This window comes from Mesorhizobium sp. P2_C5_2, assembly GCF_056404535.1.
Genome location: NZ_JBFUDV010000002.1, coordinates 223535 through 244498, shown reverse-complemented (window position 1 = coordinate 244498; position 20964 = coordinate 223535). Strand labels below are relative to the sequence as shown.

At 63.5% G+C, this 20964-nt stretch carries 19 protein-coding genes; 16 read left to right on the top strand and 3 right to left on the bottom strand.

What is annotated here, in order from left to right:
• Window positions 1–28 precede the first annotated feature (28 nt).
• Together AC1D1B_RS08025 and AC1D1B_RS08020 are read left to right on the top strand one after the other, a co-directional pair.
• The gene (locus AC1D1B_RS08025; RefSeq protein ID WP_477330967.1) at window positions 29–1621 is read left to right on the top strand and encodes a zinc-binding metallopeptidase family protein; all 1593 of its coding nucleotides are present in this window, start codon (window positions 29–31) and stop codon (window positions 1619–1621) included.
• A 31-nt stretch (window positions 1622–1652) separates the two neighbouring features.
• Entirely contained in the window at window positions 1653–2585 is a 933-nt protein-coding gene (locus AC1D1B_RS08020; protein WP_477330965.1) for a dimethylarginine dimethylaminohydrolase family protein, read from the top strand.
• Window positions 2586–2932: 347 nt separating this feature from the next.
• Here the strand turns inward: AC1D1B_RS08020 and nanR are convergent, their stop codons facing one another.
• Complete coding sequence (nanR, locus tag AC1D1B_RS08015; protein ID WP_477330963.1) at window positions 2933–3634, bottom strand: transcriptional regulator NanR; 702 nt, start codon at window positions 3632–3634, stop codon at window positions 2933–2935.
• A 196-nt stretch (window positions 3635–3830) separates the two neighbouring features.
• Between nanR and AC1D1B_RS08010 the strand changes: the two genes are divergently transcribed.
• From AC1D1B_RS08010 to AC1D1B_RS07990, 5 genes are all read left to right on the top strand, one after another.
• A complete protein-coding gene (locus tag AC1D1B_RS08010) occupies window positions 3831–5432 on the top strand; it encodes an ABC transporter substrate-binding protein (RefSeq protein WP_477330961.1) in 1602 nt (533 codons plus the stop codon).
• Window positions 5433–5521: 89 nt separating this feature from the next.
• On the top strand, window positions 5522–6478 hold the full coding sequence (locus AC1D1B_RS08005) for an ABC transporter permease (RefSeq protein ID WP_477330959.1): 957 nt from the start codon (window positions 5522–5524) through the stop codon (window positions 6476–6478).
• Window positions 6471–7373, top strand: a complete 903-nt coding sequence (opp4C, locus tag AC1D1B_RS08000; RefSeq protein WP_477330957.1) for an oligopeptide ABC transporter permease — start codon at window positions 6471–6473, stop codon at window positions 7371–7373. The genes AC1D1B_RS08005 and opp4C overlap by 8 nt, the downstream gene beginning before the upstream one ends.
• Window positions 7370–9439 carry an ABC transporter ATP-binding protein gene (locus tag AC1D1B_RS07995; protein ID WP_477330955.1) on the top strand — a complete coding sequence of 690 codons (2070 nt, stop codon included), beginning with the start codon at window positions 7370–7372 and terminating at the stop codon, window positions 9437–9439. Before opp4C ends, AC1D1B_RS07995 begins: the two co-directional genes overlap by 4 nt.
• Window positions 9440–9571: 132 nt before the next feature.
• The gene (locus tag AC1D1B_RS07990) at window positions 9572–10468 is read left to right on the top strand and encodes a dihydrodipicolinate synthase family protein (RefSeq protein WP_477330953.1); all 897 of its coding nucleotides are present in this window, start codon (window positions 9572–9574) and stop codon (window positions 10466–10468) included.
• Between the two features lie 9 nt (window positions 10469–10477).
• Here AC1D1B_RS07990 and AC1D1B_RS07985 read toward each other — a convergent pair whose 3' ends face one another.
• A complete protein-coding gene (locus AC1D1B_RS07985; RefSeq protein WP_477330951.1) occupies window positions 10478–11020 on the bottom strand; it encodes a cytochrome c in 543 nt (180 codons plus the stop codon).
• Window positions 11021–11341: 321 nt separating this feature from the next.
• On the opposite strand from AC1D1B_RS07985, the gene AC1D1B_RS07980 reads away from it, so the two are divergent.
• The 5 genes from AC1D1B_RS07980 (at window position 11342) to AC1D1B_RS07960 (ending at window position 16265) form a co-directional block, all read left to right on the top strand.
• Entirely contained in the window at window positions 11342–11785 is a 444-nt protein-coding gene (locus AC1D1B_RS07980) for a YybH family protein (protein ID WP_477330949.1), read from the top strand.
• Window positions 11786–12130: 345 nt separating this feature from the next.
• On the top strand, window positions 12131–13696 hold the full coding sequence (locus tag AC1D1B_RS07975) for a DUF2778 domain-containing protein (RefSeq protein WP_477330947.1): 1566 nt from the start codon (window positions 12131–12133) through the stop codon (window positions 13694–13696).
• A 194-nt stretch (window positions 13697–13890) separates the two neighbouring features.
• A complete protein-coding gene (locus tag AC1D1B_RS07970; RefSeq protein WP_477330945.1) occupies window positions 13891–14676 on the top strand; it encodes a ThuA domain-containing protein in 786 nt (261 codons plus the stop codon).
• Between the two features lie 103 nt (window positions 14677–14779).
• On the top strand, window positions 14780–15838 hold the full coding sequence (locus AC1D1B_RS07965; protein ID WP_477330943.1) for a Gfo/Idh/MocA family protein: 1059 nt from the start codon (window positions 14780–14782) through the stop codon (window positions 15836–15838).
• Window positions 15839–15863: 25 nt separating this feature from the next.
• Window positions 15864–16265 carry a GFA family protein gene (locus AC1D1B_RS07960; protein WP_477330941.1) on the top strand — a complete coding sequence of 134 codons (402 nt, stop codon included), beginning with the start codon at window positions 15864–15866 and terminating at the stop codon, window positions 16263–16265.
• Between the two features lie 77 nt (window positions 16266–16342).
• Here AC1D1B_RS07960 and AC1D1B_RS07955 read toward each other — a convergent pair whose 3' ends face one another.
• Window positions 16343–17029, bottom strand: coding sequence for a GntR family transcriptional regulator (locus AC1D1B_RS07955; RefSeq protein ID WP_477330939.1), 687 nt, complete (start codon window positions 17027–17029; stop codon window positions 16343–16345).
• 119 nt (window positions 17030–17148) lie between these two features.
• Here AC1D1B_RS07955 and AC1D1B_RS07950 point away from each other — a divergent pair, with 119 nt between their 5' ends.
• From AC1D1B_RS07950 to AC1D1B_RS07935, 4 genes are all read left to right on the top strand, one after another.
• On the top strand, window positions 17149–18057 hold the full coding sequence (locus AC1D1B_RS07950) for a substrate-binding periplasmic protein (RefSeq protein WP_477330937.1): 909 nt from the start codon (window positions 17149–17151) through the stop codon (window positions 18055–18057).
• 16 nt (window positions 18058–18073) lie between these two features.
• Window positions 18074–18814 carry an amino acid ABC transporter permease gene (locus AC1D1B_RS07945; protein ID WP_477330935.1) on the top strand — a complete coding sequence of 247 codons (741 nt, stop codon included), beginning with the start codon at window positions 18074–18076 and terminating at the stop codon, window positions 18812–18814.
• Window positions 18815–18818: 4 nt separating this feature from the next.
• Window positions 18819–19613, top strand: a complete 795-nt coding sequence (locus tag AC1D1B_RS07940) for an amino acid ABC transporter ATP-binding protein (RefSeq protein ID WP_477330933.1) — start codon at window positions 18819–18821, stop codon at window positions 19611–19613.
• A gap of 127 nt (window positions 19614–19740) precedes the next feature.
• Window positions 19741–20937 (top strand): NAD(P)/FAD-dependent oxidoreductase, encoded by a 1197-nt coding sequence (locus AC1D1B_RS07935; RefSeq protein ID WP_477330931.1) that lies wholly within the window; start codon window positions 19741–19743, stop codon window positions 20935–20937.
• Window positions 20938–20964 lie beyond the last annotated feature (27 nt).

Sequence of the window (20964 nt, the reverse complement as noted above, 5' to 3'; positions counted from 1 at the left end):
AAGCCGCTTCACTGCTTTCTTGGGCGGCATGGAGAAACCGGTGACGACCTCGGCCCAAGCCACCGCGCTTGCCTGTCTCGATGGCATCCAGCCGTCGCTGTCGGCTTGGACGCGCACCATTTTCGATTTCGGCGAGACCGCCTGGCGCGAATACCAGTCGGCCGCCTGGTATGTCGCGCGGCTGAAGCATGAGGGCTTTTCGGTCGAGGAAGGTTCGGCCGGCATGCCGACCGCCTTCTGCGCCCACTGGACGAACGGTCCGGGTCCGACCATCGGCATGTACGCCGAATACGACGCCGTGCCCGGCAACTGCCAGGATGCGGCAACGGTGAAGCGTCCGCGCCCGGGTCTTGGCAGCGAGGCCGGCGGCCATACCGATCCGCATTCCGGACTTGGCGTCGCCAGCCTCGGCGGGCTTCTGGCCACCAAGGCGGCGATGCAGCGCCACGGTATCGAGGGCACGTTGCGCTTCACGGGCGAGCCGGCCGAGAAGGTGCGGGGCTCGAAGCCGATCCATGCGGCCAAAGGCTATTATGACGGCCTTGCCGGCATGATTTCCTTCCATCCCTTCTACATGCTGCCGCTGTGCAACACGGCGCGTTGGGACACGCATTGCGGCGCGGCCTATGCGATGATCTATCGCTTTGTCTGCGACGAACCCGAAAACTGGGTGCGCGCCGGCGATGGCGCGCCGATCCCGCAGGCGCATTCGGCGGTGCGCGCGCCTGGCGCCAACGACGCGCTGATGACCATGTACATGGCCTCCAAGGCACTGCGCGATTCCATGCTGCCGCACCAGGGCGGCTGGTCGATCAGCGAGGCGATCCTCACGGCAGGGCAGGCGACCGCCGACAATCTGCCGGCGGGCCTGGCCGAGATTCAGTACATGATCCGCGTGCCGACCATTGCCATGGCCGAGCAGGTCACCGCCGTGCTCGACCGCAATGCGGCCGCCGCCGCCGCCATCAGCGGTTGCCGCTACGAGCGCCACTGGGTGTCGAAGTCACGGCCGGGTCTCGCCAACCACGCAATGGCAGGGATCGCCTATGAGGCGCTGTCCACGGTCGGCCCGCCGCACTGGGATGAGGCGGCGAAGACGATCGCCCGCGAGGTCCAGGTCAAGGCCGGCGGCACGGCGACCGAAAACCCGTTCATCGACGAGATGGAGCGGCTAATCGCGCCGCAAGAGGCCGAGGCGATCCTGCGCTGCGATTTGCCGCCGTCGCAGATCAACTCGACCTCCGACGACTATACCGACATGAGCTGGCATGCGCCGACGGCTCGCTTCTATGTCGCCCGGCCGGCGCTGCGTTCCGCGAACGGCCATGCCTACCCATCCTGGGCGATGAATGCGCTGGGTGGCATTTCCGCCACCATCGATCCGATGGTCATTTGTGCTGCGAAGACGGTTGCACTTGCGGCGCTTCGCCTGCTCGAGGACAAGGCCGCGCGCGATGCGGCGATGGACGAATTCGTCACCCGCACCGGCGGCGGCGTCGGGGGGTCGAACTGGATCGCGCCGCTTTGCGACTATGACCCACCGATCAATTTTCGCTGGCCGGAATATGTCACCACCGCGCGCGGGCGCGACTGGTGGATTCCGGCCGCCGGTACCGCATGACCATCACCGATGTCACCACGAGGAGAACCCCATGACCGTCCATGACCGCATCGTCGCCGAGCCGTTTTCACTGCAGCGCCGCAATCCAGCCGGCGGCACCAAGCCGCTGACATCATGGGGTTTTGCCAACGAGACCGACGTGCTGACTGACGTTCTGCTCGGCTCGCCAAACTTCCTGCGCCACCTTTCGACCAGCTCGCTGTCGCGCAAGCACCTGCGCGAGGCGCCCTGCAACGTCCAGATTGCGCAGGCGCAGCACAAGGACCTTGTCGCCGCCTACGAGCATTTCGGCGTCAACATCCACTGGCACGAGCCGACGCCGGAACTGCCGATGCAGGTCTATTCCCGCGATTCCAGCGTCATGACGCCCTACGGCGCCTTCATCACCGCCATGGCCAACTGGTGGCGGCGCGGCGAGAACTATGCCGCCATCCGCACCTATGAAAAACTCGGCATCCCGATCTACGACATGGTCACTGCGGGCACTTTCGAAGGCGGCGACTTCAACGTCATCGAGGAGGGCGTGGTGCTGATCGGCTGCGGCGGCGCCCGCACGCAGGAAGAGGGCGCCCGCCAGGTGCAGGCCTGGTTCGACAAGGAGGGCTGGGAGACGCGCATCGCCTTCATCGACGAATATTATGTCCATATCGATCTTATGGTGGTGCCGATCGCCGAAAAGCTCACCGCCGTCTGCCTTGCCTGCACCGAGCCCGGCATTGTCGACTGGCTGAAGGGCAAGGGCCACGAGATCATCGACGTACCCTTCCAGGACACGATGGCGCTCGGCTGCAACTTCATGTCGCTCGGCAAGGACAGGGTCATCGCGCCGACGTCGAGCCAGGCGCTGATCGGCCAGCTCAAGGCGCGCGGTTTTGAGGTTGCGGCCGTCGACATGAGCGAGATCTCCAAGACCGGCGGCGGCATCCACTGCATGGCGCAAGCGCTCAAGCGCGAGCCGGCGTAAGGGCACGCGTTGCTGCCGGGGCCTGTGATGTCCTGCTGTCGCATTTGACAAGACAGGCCCGGCAGGGGAACTATATGTCGTCATCAGAGGGGGATTCTGTGAAGAAATCTTATGAAAAGCCGAGCCTGGCCAAGGCAGGCAAGCTCGGATCGGTGGTCGCTTCAATCTCGTCGAAGCCCGCTCCCTGAGCGTCTGCGGCCGTTGCAGGCCGAAATTAGGCTGTCCTGGCTAGCGACAACCGGATCGAATTGCATGATTTGATGTCAGCCCGCCGGCTTTTGAGCGGCGGGTTTTTTAGCGTTGGACCAGAGCGCTGTAGCGTGAGCCACTCGCCGTGTATCAACTGGCTAGTCCGGTCTGTCCGAACCTGAATTGAATTTGCGCCTGGCGTTTTCCAGATGCGCGCGCATCGCTTGCCCGGCGGCTTCCGGGTCATGGCGCTCGATCGCCTCGAACACCGCCTGGTGGCCGGCGAAACTCTTGCGGTTTTCGATCTCCGTATTGGCCACGTGGATGCGCTGATTGATCAGCCATTCGACCAGCGCCTCGTGCGCGGCGAGGAAGATCGGATTGCCGGGGATGACGGTCAGCACGCGGTGAAACGCGACGTCGGTGACGGCGAAGGCTCGCGCCCGGGCAATTGCGCGTTCGTTCTCGGCCAGTGCGGCGGCCAGCGCGTCGATCTGTTCGCGGGTCGCCACCTCAGCGGCATGGCGCGCGATCGAGACCTCGAGAAACAGCCGCAATTGCTCGAAATGGCCGATGCCGTCGGGCTGATCCATCAAAAGATGCGCTGTTCCGGTCAGTTGTTCCAGCATGTTCTTCGGCGTCGGCCGCGTCACCTTTGGCCGCTCGCCGCTGTTGATGCGCACCAGCCCCATCTTCTCCAGCGCAAACAGCGCCTCGCGCACCGACGGGCGGCCGACATCGAACATCGACATCAGGTCGCGCTCGGACGGCAGTGAGGCGCCGACCGGATAGACCTCGTCGCGGATCATCACCTCCAGGCGGAGGCGAACTTCATCCGACAATTTTTTTCGAACCGGCATATTGTGCATGGTCTACCTTTTAAGCTATTAGACCAGTCGCTGCAAGCGAGGATCTTGCGCAACCGAAGGGATGGAGGTCGCCGTTTTGCCGATGGGCGCGGCGGTCGCGCGACAGACGAAGATCTGGCGCGAAATCGGCCTGGAGCAGAGGCATGGCCTCGATTTCGGCCGGCGAAAGCAACGGGAGGAAAATTCCATGAGAAGACTGTTGATGAGCTTTCTGTCGGCGCTGGCGCTGACGTTTGCTGCCGGCGCCGCGAAGGCCGCGGATGGCGGCACGTTCCGCTCGGCCATGCGCACCGGCTGCATCGAGATGGGCACGCTGCACACCACGTGCGGCCACAGGCTCGACGAGACGGTTCTGCAGGGTCTCGTCCACATCAAATGGACGGGCGACGGCGTGCAGCCGATGCTGGCCGAGGCCTGGAAGACGCCCGACGGCGGCAAGACTTACATCTTCAACCTGCGCCACGGCGTCAAATGGCATGACGGCACGCCCTTCACCGCCAAGGACGTGGTGTTCAGCCTCAACCTCTACGCCAACCCCAAGGTCGGCTCGCCCTGGTCGCAGAAGCTTGGCGCGGTCGCCGGATACAAGGCTTTCCAGGATGGCTCGGCCTCCTCGCTTGCCGGGGTCAAGGCGATTGACGACATGACCGTCCAGATCGAGCTCGACAGCGCCAAGCCGCTCTGGGTCGAGCTGCAGCTTATCGCCATCAGCATCTTTCCCGAACACATTCTCGGCAAGGTCGCACCTGCCGACATCAAGGGCAACGCCTTCTGGGTCAACCGCGTCGGCACCGGCCCGTTCATCTGGAAGAAATACGAGAGCGACCAGTATGTCGAGGTCGACCGCAACCCCGATTATTTCCTCGGCGCGCCGAAGCTCGACCGCATCATCTACCAGATCTACAAGGACGTGCCGCCGATCATCGCAGCACTGGAGACGCAGGAGGTCGACGCCATGTCCTATGAGGGCGGCGGCGTGCCGATCTCCGAACTGCCGCGCCTGCAGAAGCTCGACTATCTGACGGTGCTGCCGAAATTCTCCGCCGGCCTGCCGACCTACCTGCAATTCAACCTGGAGAACAAGCGCTTCGCCGATGTGCGCGTGCGCCAGGCGATGCTCTATGCCATCGACCGCAAGGCCATCATCGAGACGGTCAAGCAGGGCGCCGGCGAACTGTTGAACACGCTGTTCCCGCAGGACTGGGCGCGCGCCAAGGACCTCGAGCCCTACGACTACAATCCAGACAAGGCCAAGCAGTTGCTGACCGACGCTGGTTGGGACGCCAGCCAGCCGGTCGATTTCATCTACTATTATTCCGACCAGATGAACGTCGACACCGTCACCGCCATCCAGAGCTATCTGGCCGCCGTCGGCGTCAACATCCAGCCGCGCCTGCTCGATCCGGCGGCGATCAACCAGGTCTATGCCGATGGCAGCTTCCAGATGGGTTTCTTCGCCAACGGCATGGGGCTCGATCCCTCGCTCGGCTCGCCGCTCGTCGTCTGCGGCGCCAAGCCGCTCGGCTTCGGCTATTGCAATCCCAAGGTCGACGAACTCTTCAACAAGGGGCTGGAATCGAACGACCGCGCGGTGCGCGCCGTGAGCTACCAGGAGGCCTCGCGCATCCTCAACCAGGAGCTGCCAAAAGCCTGGCTGTGGAACGAGGTGCGACCGCTCGCCTTCAACAACCGCATCGTCGGCCTGGCCCAGCACTTCAAGGAACAGCCGCTCGTGATCTTCAATCACCCGGTCTACAACGAAGTCGAGAAGTGGGAAGTGGCGAAATAGCCACTGCCGATACCCTCGCCGGTCGTGGGGCTCCGCTGGAGCCTCACGATCCGATGTCTCAGAGCCGCCTTCAGCTATAGGAGAGGCCGGTGCTCAGCTATCTCCTGCGAAAACTGCTGTTCAGCATTCCGGTGCTGTTCGGCGTTACCGTGATCGTCTTTTCCATCGCCCATGCCATGCCGGGCGACGCCGTGCTGGCGATGATCACGGCGGAGGCGCCGTCGAGCGAAGAGCTGATCGCCATGCGGCGCGGCGAGCTCGGCCTCGACCAGCCGGTCTACATCCAGTATCTCAACTGGATCGGCCAGATCCTGCACGGCAATCTCGGCCGCTCCTTCGTCAATGGCCGCAGTGTCGGCGACATCATTGCCGAGCGGCTGCCGATGACGCTGGAGCTGATGGGCGTGGCGCTGCTTGCTGCCTTCATCATCGGCACCACGCTCGGCGTGATCTCGGCACTGCGGCAATACAAGTTCACCGACTATTCGCTGACACTCTCCGGTTTTGTCGGCGTCTCGATCCCGGATTTCTTCATGGGCCTGCTGCTGGTCTATGTCTTTGCGCTGGAGCTGCGCTGGCTGCCGTCGTCGGGCATCTCGACCGCCGGCGACAGTTTTTCGCTGCTCGACAATCTCAAGCATCTGATCCTGCCGGCGGCGGCGCTCGCGTTGTTCCGCGCCGCCATCTTCATGCGCTATGCCCGCGCCGGCATGCTCGAAGTGCTGAACCAGAGCTATATGCGCACCGCCAAGGCCAAGGGCCTGCGCCCGAGCACGATCACGCTGCGCCATGGCCTGCGTAATGCGCTGATCCCGTTGGTCACCGTCTTCGGCCTCGCACTGCCGACCCTGTTCGGCGGCTCGGTGGTGATCGAGACCATCTTCCAATGGCCGGGCATCGGCCTGATGTTCATCGATTCCGTGGTGAATCGGGATAGCCCCGTCATTATGGGCTACGTGCTGATCACCGCCATCATCGTCATGCTGGCCAATCTTGCGACCGACCTTGCCTACAGCGTGCTCGACCCCAGGGTGAGCTATGACTGACGCCACCGCCGCCGACATGACGATTGCCGCCGGCGCCTCGCGCGGCCTGTGGGGTGAGGCGGCGCGCCGCTTCTTGCAGCACCGGCTGGCGACGCTCGGCCTGATCATGCTCGCCATCATCGTGCTCGCCTGCGTGCTGGCGCCGCTGATTGCGCAGTACGGCCCGAATGACATCGACCTCAGGGGCCGCAACCAGCCGCCTGGCGGCGTGCATTGGCTCGGCACCGACGGCACCGGCCGCGATATCTTTGCCCGCATCCTCTATGGCGGTCGCATCTCGCTGACCGTCGGCTTCGTGGCGGTGGCGATCTCGGCGGCGATCGGCATCTTCATCGGCTGCGTTGCCGGCTATTTCGGCGGCAAGGTCGACCTCCTGTTGATGGGCCTGATCGACATGGTGCTGACCTTTCCGCGCCTGGTCATCATCATCGCTTTCGTCGCCGTGGTCGGCCCCAGCATCTTCAACACCATGGTGGTGATCGGGCTGCTCAGCTGGCCGTCCATCGCGCGGCTGACGCGTGGCGAAATCCTTGCCTTACGCAACCAGGAATTCATCCTTGCCGCGCGTTCGCTCGGCACCTCGCCATCGGTCATCATCCTTGAACACATCCTGCCCAATGTGCTGAGCCCTATCCTGGTGGCGATCACGCTCGACGTGGCGACCGTCATTCTGCTCGAGGCGTCTCTGTCCTTCCTCGGCCTCGGCGCGCAGGCGCCGGCGGCAAGCTGGGGCAACATGCTGCGCGACGCGCGCACGCTGTCGATCCTGGAGAGCCAGCCCTGGATGTGGATTCCGCCCGGCGCCATGATCGCCATGGCCGTGCTCAGCATCAACTTCGTCGGCGACGGCTTGCGTGATGCGCTCGACCCGCAGCACATTATGGGCGGCAAATGATGCGGCCGGACACGCTCGCTCATGGTCAACCTGCCGAACTGCCGGGGCAGACCCCGGTGCTTTCCGTGCAAGGGCTGAGCGTTCAGTTCGGTCCGCAAGGCAGCGCCGTCTATGCCGTCAACGATGTCTCCTTCGATCTCGCCGAAGGCGAGTCGCTGGCCATTGTCGGTGAGAGCGGTTCAGGAAAATCGGTCACCGTGCAGACGCTGATGGGACTGATCCGCAAGCCGCCGGGCCGGGTGACGTCGGGCCGTGCACTGTTTCGTGGCCGCGATCTCCTCGCCATGCCCGACAGTGAACTGCGCCAGATCCGCGGCCGCGACATCGCCATGATCTTCCAGGACCCGATGTCGTCGCTGAACCCGGTACTGACCATCGGCCTGCAACTGACCGAGGCGCTGCGAGAGCACCAGGGCTTGAGCGAAGCCGAGGCCGAACGCCAGGCGCTCGACATGCTGGAATTGGTCGGCATCGCCAACGGGCCGCAGCGCATGCGCGCCTTTCCGCACCAATTCTCGGGCGGCCAGTTGCAGCGCATCGGCATCGCCATGGCGCTGGTCTGCAAGCCGTCGATCCTGATCGCCGACGAGCCGACGACGGCGCTCGACGTTACTATCCAGGCGCAGATCGTCGAATTGGTCGGCCGCCTGCAGAAGCAGCTTGGCATGGCGATCATCTGGATCAGCCATGACCTCAGCCTGGTTGCCGGCTTCGTTGATCGTGTCGCGGTGATGTATGCCGGCTCGATCGTCGAAAGCGCGCCGGTCGATGCGCTGTTTTCGGCAACGACGCATCCCTACACGATCGGCCTGTTGAACTCGATCCCGTCGCTGACGGCCGACAACACCAGGCTGGTGCCGATCAAGGGCGCGCCGCCCAATGTGACGCTGCCGCCGACCTTCTGCGCCTTCGCGCCGCGCTGCGATTATGCCGAGGCGCGCTGCCGTGAGGCGAAGCCGCTGCTGGAAGCGGTTGGCGGCGGCCACACCACCGCTTGCTGGCGCTGGCGGGAGGTCGACCATCTGCCACGCTCGCCGGCCGCGGCATCGGCAACGAAGCCGCCTGGTGCGACCGGGCAGGAGGCGCTGCTCACCGTCACCGATCTCAAAGTGCATTTCCCGATCCGGCGCGGCGTGCTGCGGCGGCAGGTCGGTGCGGTGCATGCCGTCGACGGCGTCAGCTTCGAGGTGTTGCGCGGTGAGACGCTGGCGCTGGTCGGCGAAAGCGGCTGCGGCAAGTCGACGACCGGCCGTGCCGTGCTCGGTCTCGAGCGCCCGAGCGCCGGCCGCATCGTCTTCGAGGGCAAGGACTATGCGGGTGCGACGGACGAAGAGCTGAAGCAGCGCCGCCGCGACATGCAGATGGTGTTCCAGAACCCGTTCGGCTCGCTCAATCCGCGCATGACCGTCGGCCGCATTATCGGCGAAGGCCTGCGCGCGCAGAAGATCGGCACCCGCGCCACGCGCGATATCAGGGTCAGCGAGTTGCTGGCGCTGGTCGGTTTGAGGGAAGCGCTGCGCAACCGCTACCCGTTCGAGCTTTCCGGTGGCCAGCGCCAGCGCGTGGGCATTGCCCGCGCGATTGCCACCAATCCGAAATTCATCATTGCCGACGAGCCGATCTCGGCGCTCGACGTCTCCATCCAGGCGCAGATCGTCAACCTGCTTGATGACCTCAAGGCACGGCTTGGGCTGACCTATCTGTTTGTCGGCCACGATCTGTCGATGATCCGCTATCTCAGCGACCGCGTCGCGGTGATGTATCTCGGCCGCATCGTCGAGATCGGCACCACGGCCGCCGTCTTCGGCAGCCCGCTGCATCCCTATACGCGCGCGCTGCTGTCGGCCATTCCCGTGCCCGACCCGAAGGCCGGCGGTACGCGCCGACGCATCGTGCTTGGCGGCAGCGTGCCCGACCCGTCGAAGCCGCCGTCCGGCTGCCATTTCCATCCGCGCTGCCCGAAGGCAACCGACATTTGCAGCAAGGTGGATCCGCAACCGGGCGATTTCGGGTCGATCGCTTCGGGCCGGCACCTCGTTGCCTGTCACCACGCCGGTGAGGCCTAGCCAATGGTTTTAGAACCAAGCCGGCTTCCACAAAAGATCATGCCGAAACAATGCCATAGCGCCGGAACCGGAATCAGTGGTTCAGGCGCCGATTTCCCCGAGACACTCCTGACAGCACCGAGGACTTAAGCAATGACCAGAGAATTGGCGGGCATGTACGCCGCCTTGATGACCGGCCTCAACGATGCCGGCGAGTTCGACCCCGAGCGTCAGCGCAACATCAACGATTACGTGCTGCGCCAGGGCCTGACCGGCCTCTATGTCGGCGGCAGCAGCGGCGAATCCGGCCTGCTGACGGTGGACGAATTGCTGGCCCAGCAGGAGGTGGTCGTCACCGGCGCCGCAAGAGCAGGCGTCAATCTGATCGCCCATGTCGGTATGCCGAACTTGCGCGATTCCATCCGCCTCGCGCGGCACGCGAAAAAGCTTGGCTATCACGCACTGTCGGCGCTGCCGCCGCATTCCTATCCGTTCTCCGACGAGGAGGTTTTCGGATACTATCAGGCGCTGGCGGCGGCGACCGACCTGCCGCTAATCGTCTACGAAATTCCGTTGCGCACCGGCCGTCCCTTGCCGCTTCCTTTGCTCATCAGGCTGCTCGATCTCGGCAATGTCGTCGGCATCAAATACACCTCCACCGACCTGTTCAAATACTCGCTGCTGCGCAAGCGGCGGCCGCAAAAACTGTTCTTCTACGGCTTCGATGAGATCTACGCCGCCGCCGGCATGCTCGGCACCGAAGGCGGCATCGGCACAACCTACAATCTGCTCGGCCGGCTCTATGTCGCGATCGACCAGGCGGTCCGTGCCGGCGACCTGGCTCGGGCGAAAGAATTGCAGATGGTGTCGCAGGACTTTGTCGAAGCGCTGCTGGAAACCGGCGTGCTGCCGGGCATGAAAGCGGCCTTCCGGGTTATCGGTGTCGATTGCGGCCCGACCCGCGCGCCGATGGCGCCTGGTGTTACCGACGCTGAAGATCGCATGCGCGCCGTTCTCGCTCGCCCGGCGATCAAGGCGTGGCTGGCGTGACAGGCAGCCTCACTCGGTCCTCTGCCGGAACTTCGAATGACAGCTCGAGCAATCCTGCAAGATGAGATGCAGGATATGCTCCGCCGGCAGTTTGGCCGGATCGGCTTCCGCCGGGACCAGGCGCTTGCCGAGCAGGCTGCCGCCGCCCATTGCCAGACCGGCACCCATGCGCATGTCGTCGGTAATGCCTGCAGGCGCGCGCTCGGCCTTGGCGGCCAGCGCGCCGGCCAACGTCCCGATGTGATTAGCCAGCGCCTCGAATTCCGCCCGCGCCGGATCGATCTCCAGCCGCGCCTGCGAAGGCGGCCCCAGCGAGGCGCTCGGAAATTCGGCAATCAGGGCAGGGCCGGTGCGTGCGCGAAGGGTGTTCGCCGCCGCCTTGAATGTCGCGGCGTCATAGGCTTGTCTGCCGTCGAACATGCCGGCGATGGTTTTAGCCGCCGCCGCCATCTCCTTCATCGATGCCTGCCGCGCAGCCACGATCGGTCCGTCGCCGGCAGAGGCGGCCACCGCGAAGGCACAGACCAGCAACAGCAGCGCCGCTCCCGCCATCCATCTCACAGCGCTACGTCCATGCCGGCCAATCCGTCGATGAGCGGGCAGCGGGATGTCGCAGGCAGGTCGGATTCTTCGGTCGCGACGCCGGTGCTCATGGGCCGATGTCCATCATTGAAGCTGCTTACTTTGCAACGCATAGACCTTCCAGCCACTGGAAGGTCAACAGTTTGAACTAGCCGATCAACGGGCAATCGGCTTGGGCTTGCAGCAAGCTGACGCTGGGTAGTGTCTCGGTTTGAAATCGGGCGGCCTTTACGCGCCACTCGCTCTCGCCCTTCCGATGCGGTATGATTTGGTTTTGGAAAACCAAATTTGATGGGCATTGGAATGTTGGCCTCCGACCTAACGAAAGTCATCGAACAGGATCATCGGGCTGTGGGTGCTTTTGTTAAGGGCGATCCTGAGCCCCTGAAAAGCCTCTATTCGCGACGCGATGACGTGATAATCGCGAACCCGTTCGGTCCACCGGCCAAGGGATGGACAAAAGCTGCTGAGACCATGGATCGAGCTGCCACCAACTACCGGGATGGCGAGGTCATCGGGTTTGAGCGAATTGCCGAGTACGCGACGGCAGACTTGGGCTATATCATGGAGATCGAGCGGGTCCAATCCAAGGTTGGCGGCGCCGATAAACTGGTGCCGATTGCGCTTCGGACCACCACTATCTTCCGGCGGGAGGATGGCGTGTGGAGGATCGTTCTACGTCACGCCGATCCTATCACGTCGGCGCGGCCAGCGGCGTCCGTAGTTGGGCAGTAGAAGGTTTTGCTGGTTTAGGGAATTACCAATGCCCACCGGACCTAAAGGACAAAAGCGCCCCGACTGAGACACTACCTGACGCAGCGTTTCCTTGACTTGGATCGCAAAAACGGGCAGCAAGGCGGGGGTGAGGGAGAGCATTTCTACCGTGGCGAAGACCATGGAGGGCTCTTTTTTCGTATCGGGCACCGTATAATCGGTGGCTGATGGAGGGATTGGTTAACCAACTTTGTCCATCTTTTGATTCAATCGGCAACAGACGCGAAAGGTGCAGGGGGCACCAGCGAACTGTGGATGTCACGGATGCGAGGGTCGCAAGCCTGCATGCCGATTGAGAGTGGTTGTATGGCGTTTTTGCGTTTGAAAGACCGGGGCGACAATCCTGAACGGGATTTGACTTCGAAGAGATCCGGCCAGCGCTGGGTGGTGGTGCCGGCTGTCGGCGTGGCCCTTGCGTTGTGGTCGGTGGCGACCATGGCCGGCCTTTATTCGCTGGGAACGTCGCTCACCGCCGCTTCCAACACCTTGCCGCAAAGCCTGCTTCTGCCGCACACCATCACGCTTGCCGATTCCCGCCGCAACCTTGCCAATTCATGGGCACCGCGGCTTTCGGCGCAAAAATTACAGGCCTCGCTGCTCAGCCAATGCGACGCCGGCTGCAGGCGCGCCGCCGCGAGCTTCGCGCATGACGGCAAGACGGCGAGGCTGAAGCCGGCCGCGCATCCCATCGCGCCGAACGCGGTCGCCGCAAGCACTAACGCCCAGCCCAACACCAGCATTGCACTTGTCACGCCGCGCGATGCGCGCTTCGACGGCGTGGTGGCCAAGGCAAAGCTGTCGCCGCAAAAGCTGGCTGCCGCCTTCGCCAAGGCCTCGAATGCGCCCTTCATGCTTGCCAGCCTTCCGGCCGCTGCCCGTTTCGCTGAAGTCCGCATGCCCGACCAGCATGGCCCAGCCTCGGAGCGCTTTGGGCCGGAAGTGGCTGAGATTGAACGCTCGTCCCGCCTGGCGCTGGCGCTGGCCAACACAGTGCCGGATCAGGGCGCTGACATGCTGGCGCCGCCGCCGGCCGTCGCGGCAATTGTCGGAGCGCAAAATCCTGAGCAGGCCGAGGTTCAGGTCGCCTCGCTGCCGCCGCAGGATGATCTGCCCGACAACATTGCACTGCCGGGTCGGCGTCCGCGCGCCGAAACCGCTCAGCCTGCCGAGGCGCCCAGCAAGCCCAGGGCGCAAGCGGCCAAGCCTCAGGCGGACAGGGCGGCCGAGACCGTCGCACCCCAGTCTCCGGGCATTGTGTCGCCGCGCTCGCCGCGCAGCACTTCGGATGTCGCCGCACTGCCGGGCGTGCCAGGCAGCCAGACCATCCGCACCAAGCCGGGCAGACGGACCAAGGCGCAAGCCGGCGAGATGATGGCCTACGCCAAGCCGGATGTCCCTGCCGGCGGTGTCGGCCGGGCCTTCAAGGATCTGTTCGCCACGCCCGGAATGGGCGGCGGTGTTGCCGTCTACGATATCTCGGCCAAGACCGTCTACATGCCGGATGGTTCGCGGCTCGAGGCCCATTCGGGGCTGGGCTCGATGGTCGATCAGCCGCGTTTCGTCCACAAGAAGAACGTCGGCCCGACGCCGCCGGACACCTATGATCTGAGGCTGCGCGAATCCCGCTTCCATGGCGTCGAGGCGATCCGTCTCACTCCCGTCAGCGGCAGCAACAAATACGGTCGCGACGGCCTGCTCGCGCATACCTACATGCTGCGCGGCGGCCGTGCGGAATCCAACGGCTGCGTCGTCTTCAAGGACTATGCCCGCTTCCTCTCCGCCTACAAGAAGGGCAAGATCAAGCGCCTCGTCGTCGTGCCGCGACTCTCGAAGCCGCTGACGCAGGTCGCCCAGGATGGGCGGGGAGCGTAGGCAGTAGGCAGTAGGCAGTAGGCAGTAGGCAGTAGGCAGTAGGCAGTAGGCAGTAGGCAGTAGGGGCTAGAGGCCTCCTTTGCCCGTTTCTCCCTTTCTGCCCTATTGCCTATTCCCTACTGCCTATTCCCTTCTCACCCCCGGTCAGACTATGACTGTTCGCGGCGGATCGGCTGGAATTCCACGAGGACATCATGACAATACGCGCTGTCGTTTGGGGCGAGAACATCCATGAGCGGACCAATGAGGTGGTCGCCGCCCTCTATCCCGAGGGCATGCACACGACCATCGCCAAGGCGTTGAACACCGACAAGGCGATCTCCGCCTCGACCGCCACGCTTGAGCAGCCCGAGCATGGCCTGCCGGCCGATCGTCTGGCCGAGACCGACGTGCTGGTCTGGTGGGGCCATAAGGATCATGGCGCCGTTGCCGACGAAGTCGTCGAGCGCGTCGCCCGCCGGGTCTTTGAAGGCATGGGGCTGATCGTTCTGCATTCCGGCCATTTCTCGAAAATCTTCAAGCGGCTGATGGGCACGCCGTGCACGCTGAAATGGCGCGAGGCCGGCGAGCGCGAGCGGCTTTGGGTGACCAGCCCCAGCCATCCGATCGCCGAAGGTGTCGGCGAATTTTTCGAGCTCGAGAACGAAGAAATGTATGGCGAGCAGTTTGCAGTGCCGGAGCCGCTGGAGACAGTCTTCATCTCCTGGTTCCAGGGCGGCGAGGTGTTTCGTTCGGGGCTGACCTATCGGCGCGGCGCCGGCAACGTCTTCTACTTCCGCCCGGGCCATGAGACCTATCCGACCTATCACGACGCCACCGTGCACAAGGTGCTGCGCAACGCGGTGAAATGGGCGCACAACCCGCAAGGTACGAAGTCGGCGATCCTCGATGCGCCGAATGTGCCGGTCGACAAGGCGCTGGAGCCGATCGTCGAGCGCGGCGGCAAGCTGCACGCCTCGGGCGAGGCGGGTTTCCGCTAAAACAAAATCCAAGAAAAAGGCGTGGAGGCTTCCCCACGGAGTCGCCTAGACCGCATTCGTCCCATATGATTGAATCGAACCAATTTCGCTTGGAGTGTAGAAAATGCGGCTTTTAATATTGGGTACCGGCTGGATGGCGCAGGAGCATGCCCGCCGCTTTGGTGCCATCGACGGCGTCGAGATCGTCGGCGCTGTCGATGTCGATGAAAAGCGGGTCGGTGAATTCGCCGACGGCTTCAAGATCCCGAAGCGCTTCACCTCGCTGGAGGCAGCGCTCGACTGGGGCGGTTTCGATGCGGTCGCCAACGTCACGCCGGACCGCATCCACCATCCGACGACCATGGCGCTGATTGCGGCCGGCAAGCCGGTGCTGTGCGAAAAGCCGCTGGCCGAAAATTTCGGCAAGGCCAGCGAGATGGCAGATGCGGCGCAAGCCGCTGGCATCGTCAACATGGTCAACCTCACCTATCGCAATGTCGCTCCCTTGCAGAAGGCGCGGCAGATGGTGCTGGCCGGCGAAATCGGCACCGTGCGCCATGTCGAGGCCTCCTATCTGCAGAGCTGGCTGGTGTCGAAATTCTGGGGCGACTGGCGCACCGATCCGAAATGGCTGTGGCGGCTGTCGCGCGGCCACGGCTCCAACGGCGTGCTCGGCGATGTCGGCATCCACATCCTCGATTTCGCCAGCTATGGCGCGGCACTCGACATCGACCACGTGTTCTGCCGGCTGCGCGCCTTCGACAAGGCGCCGGGCAACCGCATCGGTGAGTATGACCTCGACGCCAATGACAGTTTTGCCATGACGATGGATTTTTCCAACGGTGCCTTCGGCGTCGTCCATGCCAGCCGCTGGGCGACCGGCCATATGAACGAATTGCGCCTGCGCATCTATGGCGACAAGGGCGGCATGGAGGTCGTGCACAATCTCGAAGGCTCGGAGCTGAAGGCGTGCCTGGGCGAGAACATCGAAACTGCCAAATGGCAGACGATCGACGCTGGCACGGTACCGACCAACTACCAGCGCTTCGTCGATGCGGTCGCAAGCGGCGTGCAGGCCGAACCGTCTTTCCACCACGCCGCCGAACTGCAAAAGGTACTGGATCTGGCGGTCGTGTCGGACGAGAAGCGTACCGAGTTGAGGGCCAGCGCCGACACGCAGTAACGTTCTTCGAGGGGAGGAGCCCGCCATGGTCACGCGCCGCGCGCAATGTCTTTGCGGCCAGCTGTCAGCCGTCTGTACGGGTGAGCCGGTGCGCATCTCGGTCTGCCATTGCCTGGACTGCAAGCGCCGCACCGGCAGTGCCTTCAGCTACAATGTCCGGTTTGCCGAAGGCGATGTATCGACCGAAGGACGGTCGAAGCAGTTCACCCGCACCGGCGACCAGGGTGGCCGCGTCATCTACAGCTTCTGCCCGGATTGCGGCACCAGCGTCCACTACCGGATAGACACGCAGCTCGGTGTGATTGCCATTCCCGTCGGCGCCTTCGCCGACCCGTCCTTCCCGCCGCCCTTCCAATCCTTCTACCACGACAGCCGGCGCTGCGACTGGGTCGAGATCAACGCAGAGCCGCTGACGAAATTCGGCTGAAGACGCGCTTGTTCGATGAAACGGAACCGTCTGCGCGCTCGGTCGCGCGGGAGGAGGTCGTTGTCACGCCAAATCGGCTAGATGATCTTGCGAACATCCTGTTCGAAGCTGAGGACGTGATGCAGCGCGATGCGCTCGGCCGTTTCGCCATCTCCCCGGCAAACCGCCTCGAGCATAAGAGTTTGCTCCTGCAGGACCTTGTCGAGCCCCGACATGAGTTCCGGAAACCGCCGCGTCGCCACATGCAAGATCCGGAGTGACAGGTTGTGGTAGTGGTCGAGCGTGTCGAACAAATAGGGGTTCTTGGCGGCGCGGTAGATGAAGCGGTGGATGCGCCGGTCGAGCGCAAGCAGGGGCTCGAGTTCCGGAGGGTTCGCAAAGGCGGCCAGTTCGCTGATCAGGGCGCGCGCTTCTCGACGCTCAGGCTCTCGCAGACGTTCGGCGGCCAATCGCGTCGCCCAGGATTCTATTCTCGCCCTGGCCTCATAGATCGCAGATAGATCGCTGATGTCGATCGTACTGACAGAGGTCCCGCGGCGGCCGTTGACGTCGACGAAGCCATCGCGCTGCAGTCGCAGCAGCGCCTCGCGCACCGGCGTGCGGCCGACGTCCAGCCGCCGCATGAGATCGGTTTCACGAAGCAGGGTGCCGGGCGCCAGCTTAACCGTGATGATGTCCTCCCGCAGCTGCAGATAGGTGCGCTCGGCCAATGTCGAGCCAGCCTCGACATTGTCGGCATCGTCTTCCGGCATCCGCGCGTCCATCCAACTCACCTCACAGGGATCGAATCCTATCGCCAAGGAATCACTTGACAACGGATTCATATAATATACTATTCGATATATCACAAATATATTGATCCGGTCACAGGGAGGTATCGGGGATGGAAAAGGGTGTTTTGTCGCGCTCGCGTTTCAAGGTTGGCATTGCCGCTTTGGTAGGGGTTGGATTGCTGGCCACGGTGGCGCATGCGGACGGGCTTGAGACGCTGAAGCCGGGCGTCCTACAGGTCACGATCGAGCCCTACATGCCCTACACGGCGATGAAGGACGAGAAACTCGTCGGGCTGGACAGCGATATCCTAGCCGCGGTCGCCGACAAATTGGGCCTCAAGATGGAAGTGAGCGTCACCGATTTTCCCGGTATGCTGGCATCGGTCCAGTCGCGGCGTGCCGACATCACGATCGGCGGCATTGCCTGGTCGGATACGCGCCAGAAGGTCGGCCTCTTCACCGACCCGCCCTACTATTCGCCACCGGCGATGGCCGTGCAGGGCACGACAGACTATCCGGACGTCAAGAGCCTGGAAGGCAAGGATCTCGGAACCGTCACCGGCTATGTCTGGGCGAAATCCATCGCGCAGGTGCCCGATGCCACCCCGCACACCTATCCCTCGGCCGACAGTGTCTTTCAGGACCTGTCATCAGGCAGGCTGGATGTCGGCTTTCTCGACCCACTGCTGATCATCTATCAGCAGAAGGAACGGCCGGACATGAAGTTCCGTGTCGCATATCTGGCGCCGCCAACGGCCGACGAGATCAAAGCCCATCCCGACTATCAGTATTTTCAGCCCTACATGACCGGCTTTTACCTGCCGAAAGAGGCGCCGAAGCTCGCGACGGCCGTCTCGGACCAGATCGACGCAATGTACAAGGACGGCTCGCTTGCCGCGCTCGTCACCAAATGGGGCGGCGATCCGAAGCAGTTCCTGGTTCCTTCGCCGGAGATGGCGGCTCAGCGCCGGGGCGTGGACCGCGCCGCGGATTGGTCGCCGCCCTCAATCGCGCCTTGAGCGTCGGGGCAGGCACATGTCCCTTTTCCACGCTCTCACCGGGTTTTTCCAGGTTCCCTGGAGCGACTACGCAAGCAATCTCGGCTGGGGTCTGCTCAGGACCCTGGCCTACACGATCGTCAGCTTTGTCGGTGCCGCTGTCCTCGGTCTCGTGCTGGCGTTGATGCGCCTCAATCGCTTGCGTCTGGTGCGTCTGCCGGCCGCCATCTACACGGAGATATTCAAGAACGTCCCGCTGCTCGCGATTATCTTCGTTACCTATTTCGGCCTGCCGTCGGTCGGGATCAAGCTCAGCGTCTTCGTCGCTGGCGTGCTGAGCCTCATGTTGTTCTATGCCGCCTATCTGTCCGAGATATTCCGCGCAGCCATCGCCGGCATCCATTCCGGTCAGAACGAGGCAGCCCAGGCGCTGGGCCTTGGCCGCGGCACCACCTTTAGCCACGTCATTCTACCTCAGGCGTTGAGGCTGGCATTGCCCGGCACCAACACCATGTTCGTCGACCTTCTGAAATCGACGTCGCTTCTGGTGACGATCTCTGCCGTTGAACTGATGACCCAGGCGCAGCTGATCGCCTCCGAAACGTTTCGGGCACTCGAAGTCTATCTGGTGATTGCGTCTATCTATTTCGCCGTCTGCTATCCGATTTCGCAATGCCTGCTCTGGCTGGAGCGGACCATTCAGGCTGGCGTACCGCTGTCGCTGGGGCGCCGGCGGCGGCTGAAGCTGGCGAAGACGCTGCTCGCGGGCGGAGCCTAGACCGATGGCACACAAGACACTCAATAGGGAGCTTGGCACGACGGCTTCCGGCCCGGCAGTCACCATCCGTGGCCTACGGAAATCCTTCGACGGCAGGCAGGTGCTCGGTGGCATCGATCTTGACGTGCCGGCTGGCCGCATCGTCAGCATCATCGGCCAAAGCGGCGGCGGCAAGACGACGCTGATGCGCTGCGTCAACCTGCTCGAGCAGCCCGACGATGGCGTCATCGAGGTCAATGGCGAGACGATCTGCAACAAGGGTGCGGTGACGTGCAGGAACCTCGCCAAGCTGCGCCAGCGCGTCGGCATGGTGTTTCAGCGCTTCAACCTGTTCCCGCATCTGACAGCGGTGGAAAATGTCGTTCTCGCCCAAATGCATGCCGCCGCAATCGGGGAGCGCGAAGCGGTCGAGCGCGCGGTGCGCCTGCTCACGCGCGTCGGTCTCGCGCATCGGGCAACAGCCTATCCGGAACGCATGTCTGGCGGCGAGCAGCAGCGTGTCGCGATCGCGCGCGCCCTGGCTCTCGGACCGACTGTGCTTCTGTTCGACGAGCCGACCTCCGCGCTCGATCCGGAATCGACCGGTGAGGTGCTGCGTGTGATGCGAGAACTGGCAAAGGACGGCATGACGATGATCCTCGTCACCCACGAACTGCCTTTCGCCCGCGAAGTCTCGGACTGGGTCGTCTTCATTGATGGCGGCCGGATCATCGAACAGGGAACGGCGGCGGACGTGCTCGACAACCCGCGTGAAGGGCGAACGGCTGCCTATGTCGCGCGCTACGCCGCGCCTGCCTGAACTCCAGCCAGCAAGTAGTCCTAACAGAACCCCATTGGCGCAGTGCGATCCGGCACGGCACTGCCAACGCCGTTTCGCAAAGTCCCGGGCGCCAGCCACCGTCTTTGCCTCAACACATGTGGACCAGATGAGCAGGATTTCGACCGACATCGCCGTGATCGGCGGTGGCGTCATAGGTTTGGCGATTGCACTTCGGCTTCGCGCCGACGGACGCGAGGTTGTCGTGATCGAACCGAACGAACCCGGCAGTGGCGCATCTTACGGCAACGCAGGGACCATCGCGGACTATGCGGTAATACCCGTCGGGACGCCGGCGGTTCTGAGGAATTTGCCTTCCCTGCTGCTCAGCGCGCGCAGTCCGTTGTCTATCCGTGCTTCCGCCTTGCCGACCCTGTTCCCTTGGCTGGCGCGGTTCGCATACGAATCCCTGCCGCACCGATTCAGGGAAAACACCTGCCGGATCGCCGAACTCGTATCGGACGCATCGGCGGCTTGGGAGGAGTTCGCAGCGGAAATAGGGGCATCGGACCTGCTCTCCGCGAAGGGTTGTCTCTATCTCTACGAAACGCCCAAGGCCTTCAAGGCAGCCGCTAGCGACATCGATCTGCGCCGCCTCTATGGCGTTGGTCAGGAGCTGCTTTCGGCCGACGAAGTGCATCGGCTCGAACCTCGGCTACCGCCCTTCCAAGGCGGCGGCCTGTTTTTTCCGGACGCGCTCAATCTCAGTGATCCGGGCGAAGCGATGCATCGGCTGACCACAACAGTCCGGCGGGCAGGTGTGCAATTCGTCAAGGCCTCTGCACAAACGATCGCCCGGGAAGCGAATGGGATCCGGATCATCGCAGGCCCCTTCGACATCCGCGCCCGGACCGCTGTCATCTCCGCCGGTGCCCACTCGCAAAGGCTCGCCGCCCAGATCAGTGATCCGGTCAGACTCGACACCGAACGCGGCTATCACATCGAATTTGACATGACCCGCCCGCCGATTGAACGGCCGGTCTGCCCTACAGCGCTCGGCTTCTATCTTTGCCCGATGCGAGGCCGGTTGCGCGTTGCAGGCCTTGTAGAACTCGGCGGATTGGGGGTTCCCGCCAATCAGCGGTTGGTGGCGGCGCTGGTGGAGAATTCGCGTCGGGTTTTTCCAGACCTGGGGGAGCCGAGCCGCACATGGCTAGGCTTCCGGCCTTCGATGCCCAGTTCTGTGCCCGTTATCAGGCCATCGAGAGGCGGGCGGGATGTGATCCTTGCCTTCGGCCATGGACACATAGGGCTGACGCTCGCGCCGCGCACCGCGCGACTGGTAAGCGCGATCCTTGATGCCTAGTCGCAGATCGACCATCTCAGACCTGGC

Coding starts and splice junctions, on each gene's coding strand:
- AC1D1B_RS08025 (WP_477330967.1), top strand. CDS start 29: ATGGAGAAACCGGTGACGACCTCGGCCCAAGCCACCGCGCTTGCCTGT.
- AC1D1B_RS08020 (WP_477330965.1), top strand. CDS start 1,653: ATGACCGTCCATGACCGCATCGTCGCCGAGCCGTTTTCACTGCAGCGC.
- nanR (WP_477330963.1), bottom strand. CDS start 3,634: ATGCCGGTTCGAAAAAAATTGTCGGATGAAGTTCGCCTCCGCCTGGAG.
- AC1D1B_RS08010 (WP_477330961.1), top strand. CDS start 3,831: ATGAGAAGACTGTTGATGAGCTTTCTGTCGGCGCTGGCGCTGACGTTT.
- opp4C (WP_477330957.1), top strand. CDS start 6,471: ATGACTGACGCCACCGCCGCCGACATGACGATTGCCGCCGGCGCCTCG.
- AC1D1B_RS07995 (WP_477330955.1), top strand. CDS start 7,370: ATGATGCGGCCGGACACGCTCGCTCATGGTCAACCTGCCGAACTGCCG.
- AC1D1B_RS07990 (WP_477330953.1), top strand. CDS start 9,572: ATGACCAGAGAATTGGCGGGCATGTACGCCGCCTTGATGACCGGCCTC.
- AC1D1B_RS07985 (WP_477330951.1), bottom strand. CDS start 11,020: ATGGCGGGAGCGGCGCTGCTGTTGCTGGTCTGTGCCTTCGCGGTGGCC.
- AC1D1B_RS07980 (WP_477330949.1), top strand. CDS start 11,342: ATGGGCATTGGAATGTTGGCCTCCGACCTAACGAAAGTCATCGAACAG.
- AC1D1B_RS07975 (WP_477330947.1), top strand. CDS start 12,131: ATGGCGTTTTTGCGTTTGAAAGACCGGGGCGACAATCCTGAACGGGAT.
- AC1D1B_RS07970 (WP_477330945.1), top strand. CDS start 13,891: ATGACAATACGCGCTGTCGTTTGGGGCGAGAACATCCATGAGCGGACC.
- AC1D1B_RS07965 (WP_477330943.1), top strand. CDS start 14,780: ATGCGGCTTTTAATATTGGGTACCGGCTGGATGGCGCAGGAGCATGCC.
- AC1D1B_RS07960 (WP_477330941.1), top strand. CDS start 15,864: ATGGTCACGCGCCGCGCGCAATGTCTTTGCGGCCAGCTGTCAGCCGTC.
- AC1D1B_RS07955 (WP_477330939.1), bottom strand. CDS start 17,029: ATGGACGCGCGGATGCCGGAAGACGATGCCGACAATGTCGAGGCTGGC.
- AC1D1B_RS07950 (WP_477330937.1), top strand. CDS start 17,149: ATGGAAAAGGGTGTTTTGTCGCGCTCGCGTTTCAAGGTTGGCATTGCC.
- AC1D1B_RS07945 (WP_477330935.1), top strand. CDS start 18,074: ATGTCCCTTTTCCACGCTCTCACCGGGTTTTTCCAGGTTCCCTGGAGC.
- AC1D1B_RS07940 (WP_477330933.1), top strand. CDS start 18,819: ATGGCACACAAGACACTCAATAGGGAGCTTGGCACGACGGCTTCCGGC.
- AC1D1B_RS07935 (WP_477330931.1), top strand. CDS start 19,741: ATGAGCAGGATTTCGACCGACATCGCCGTGATCGGCGGTGGCGTCATA.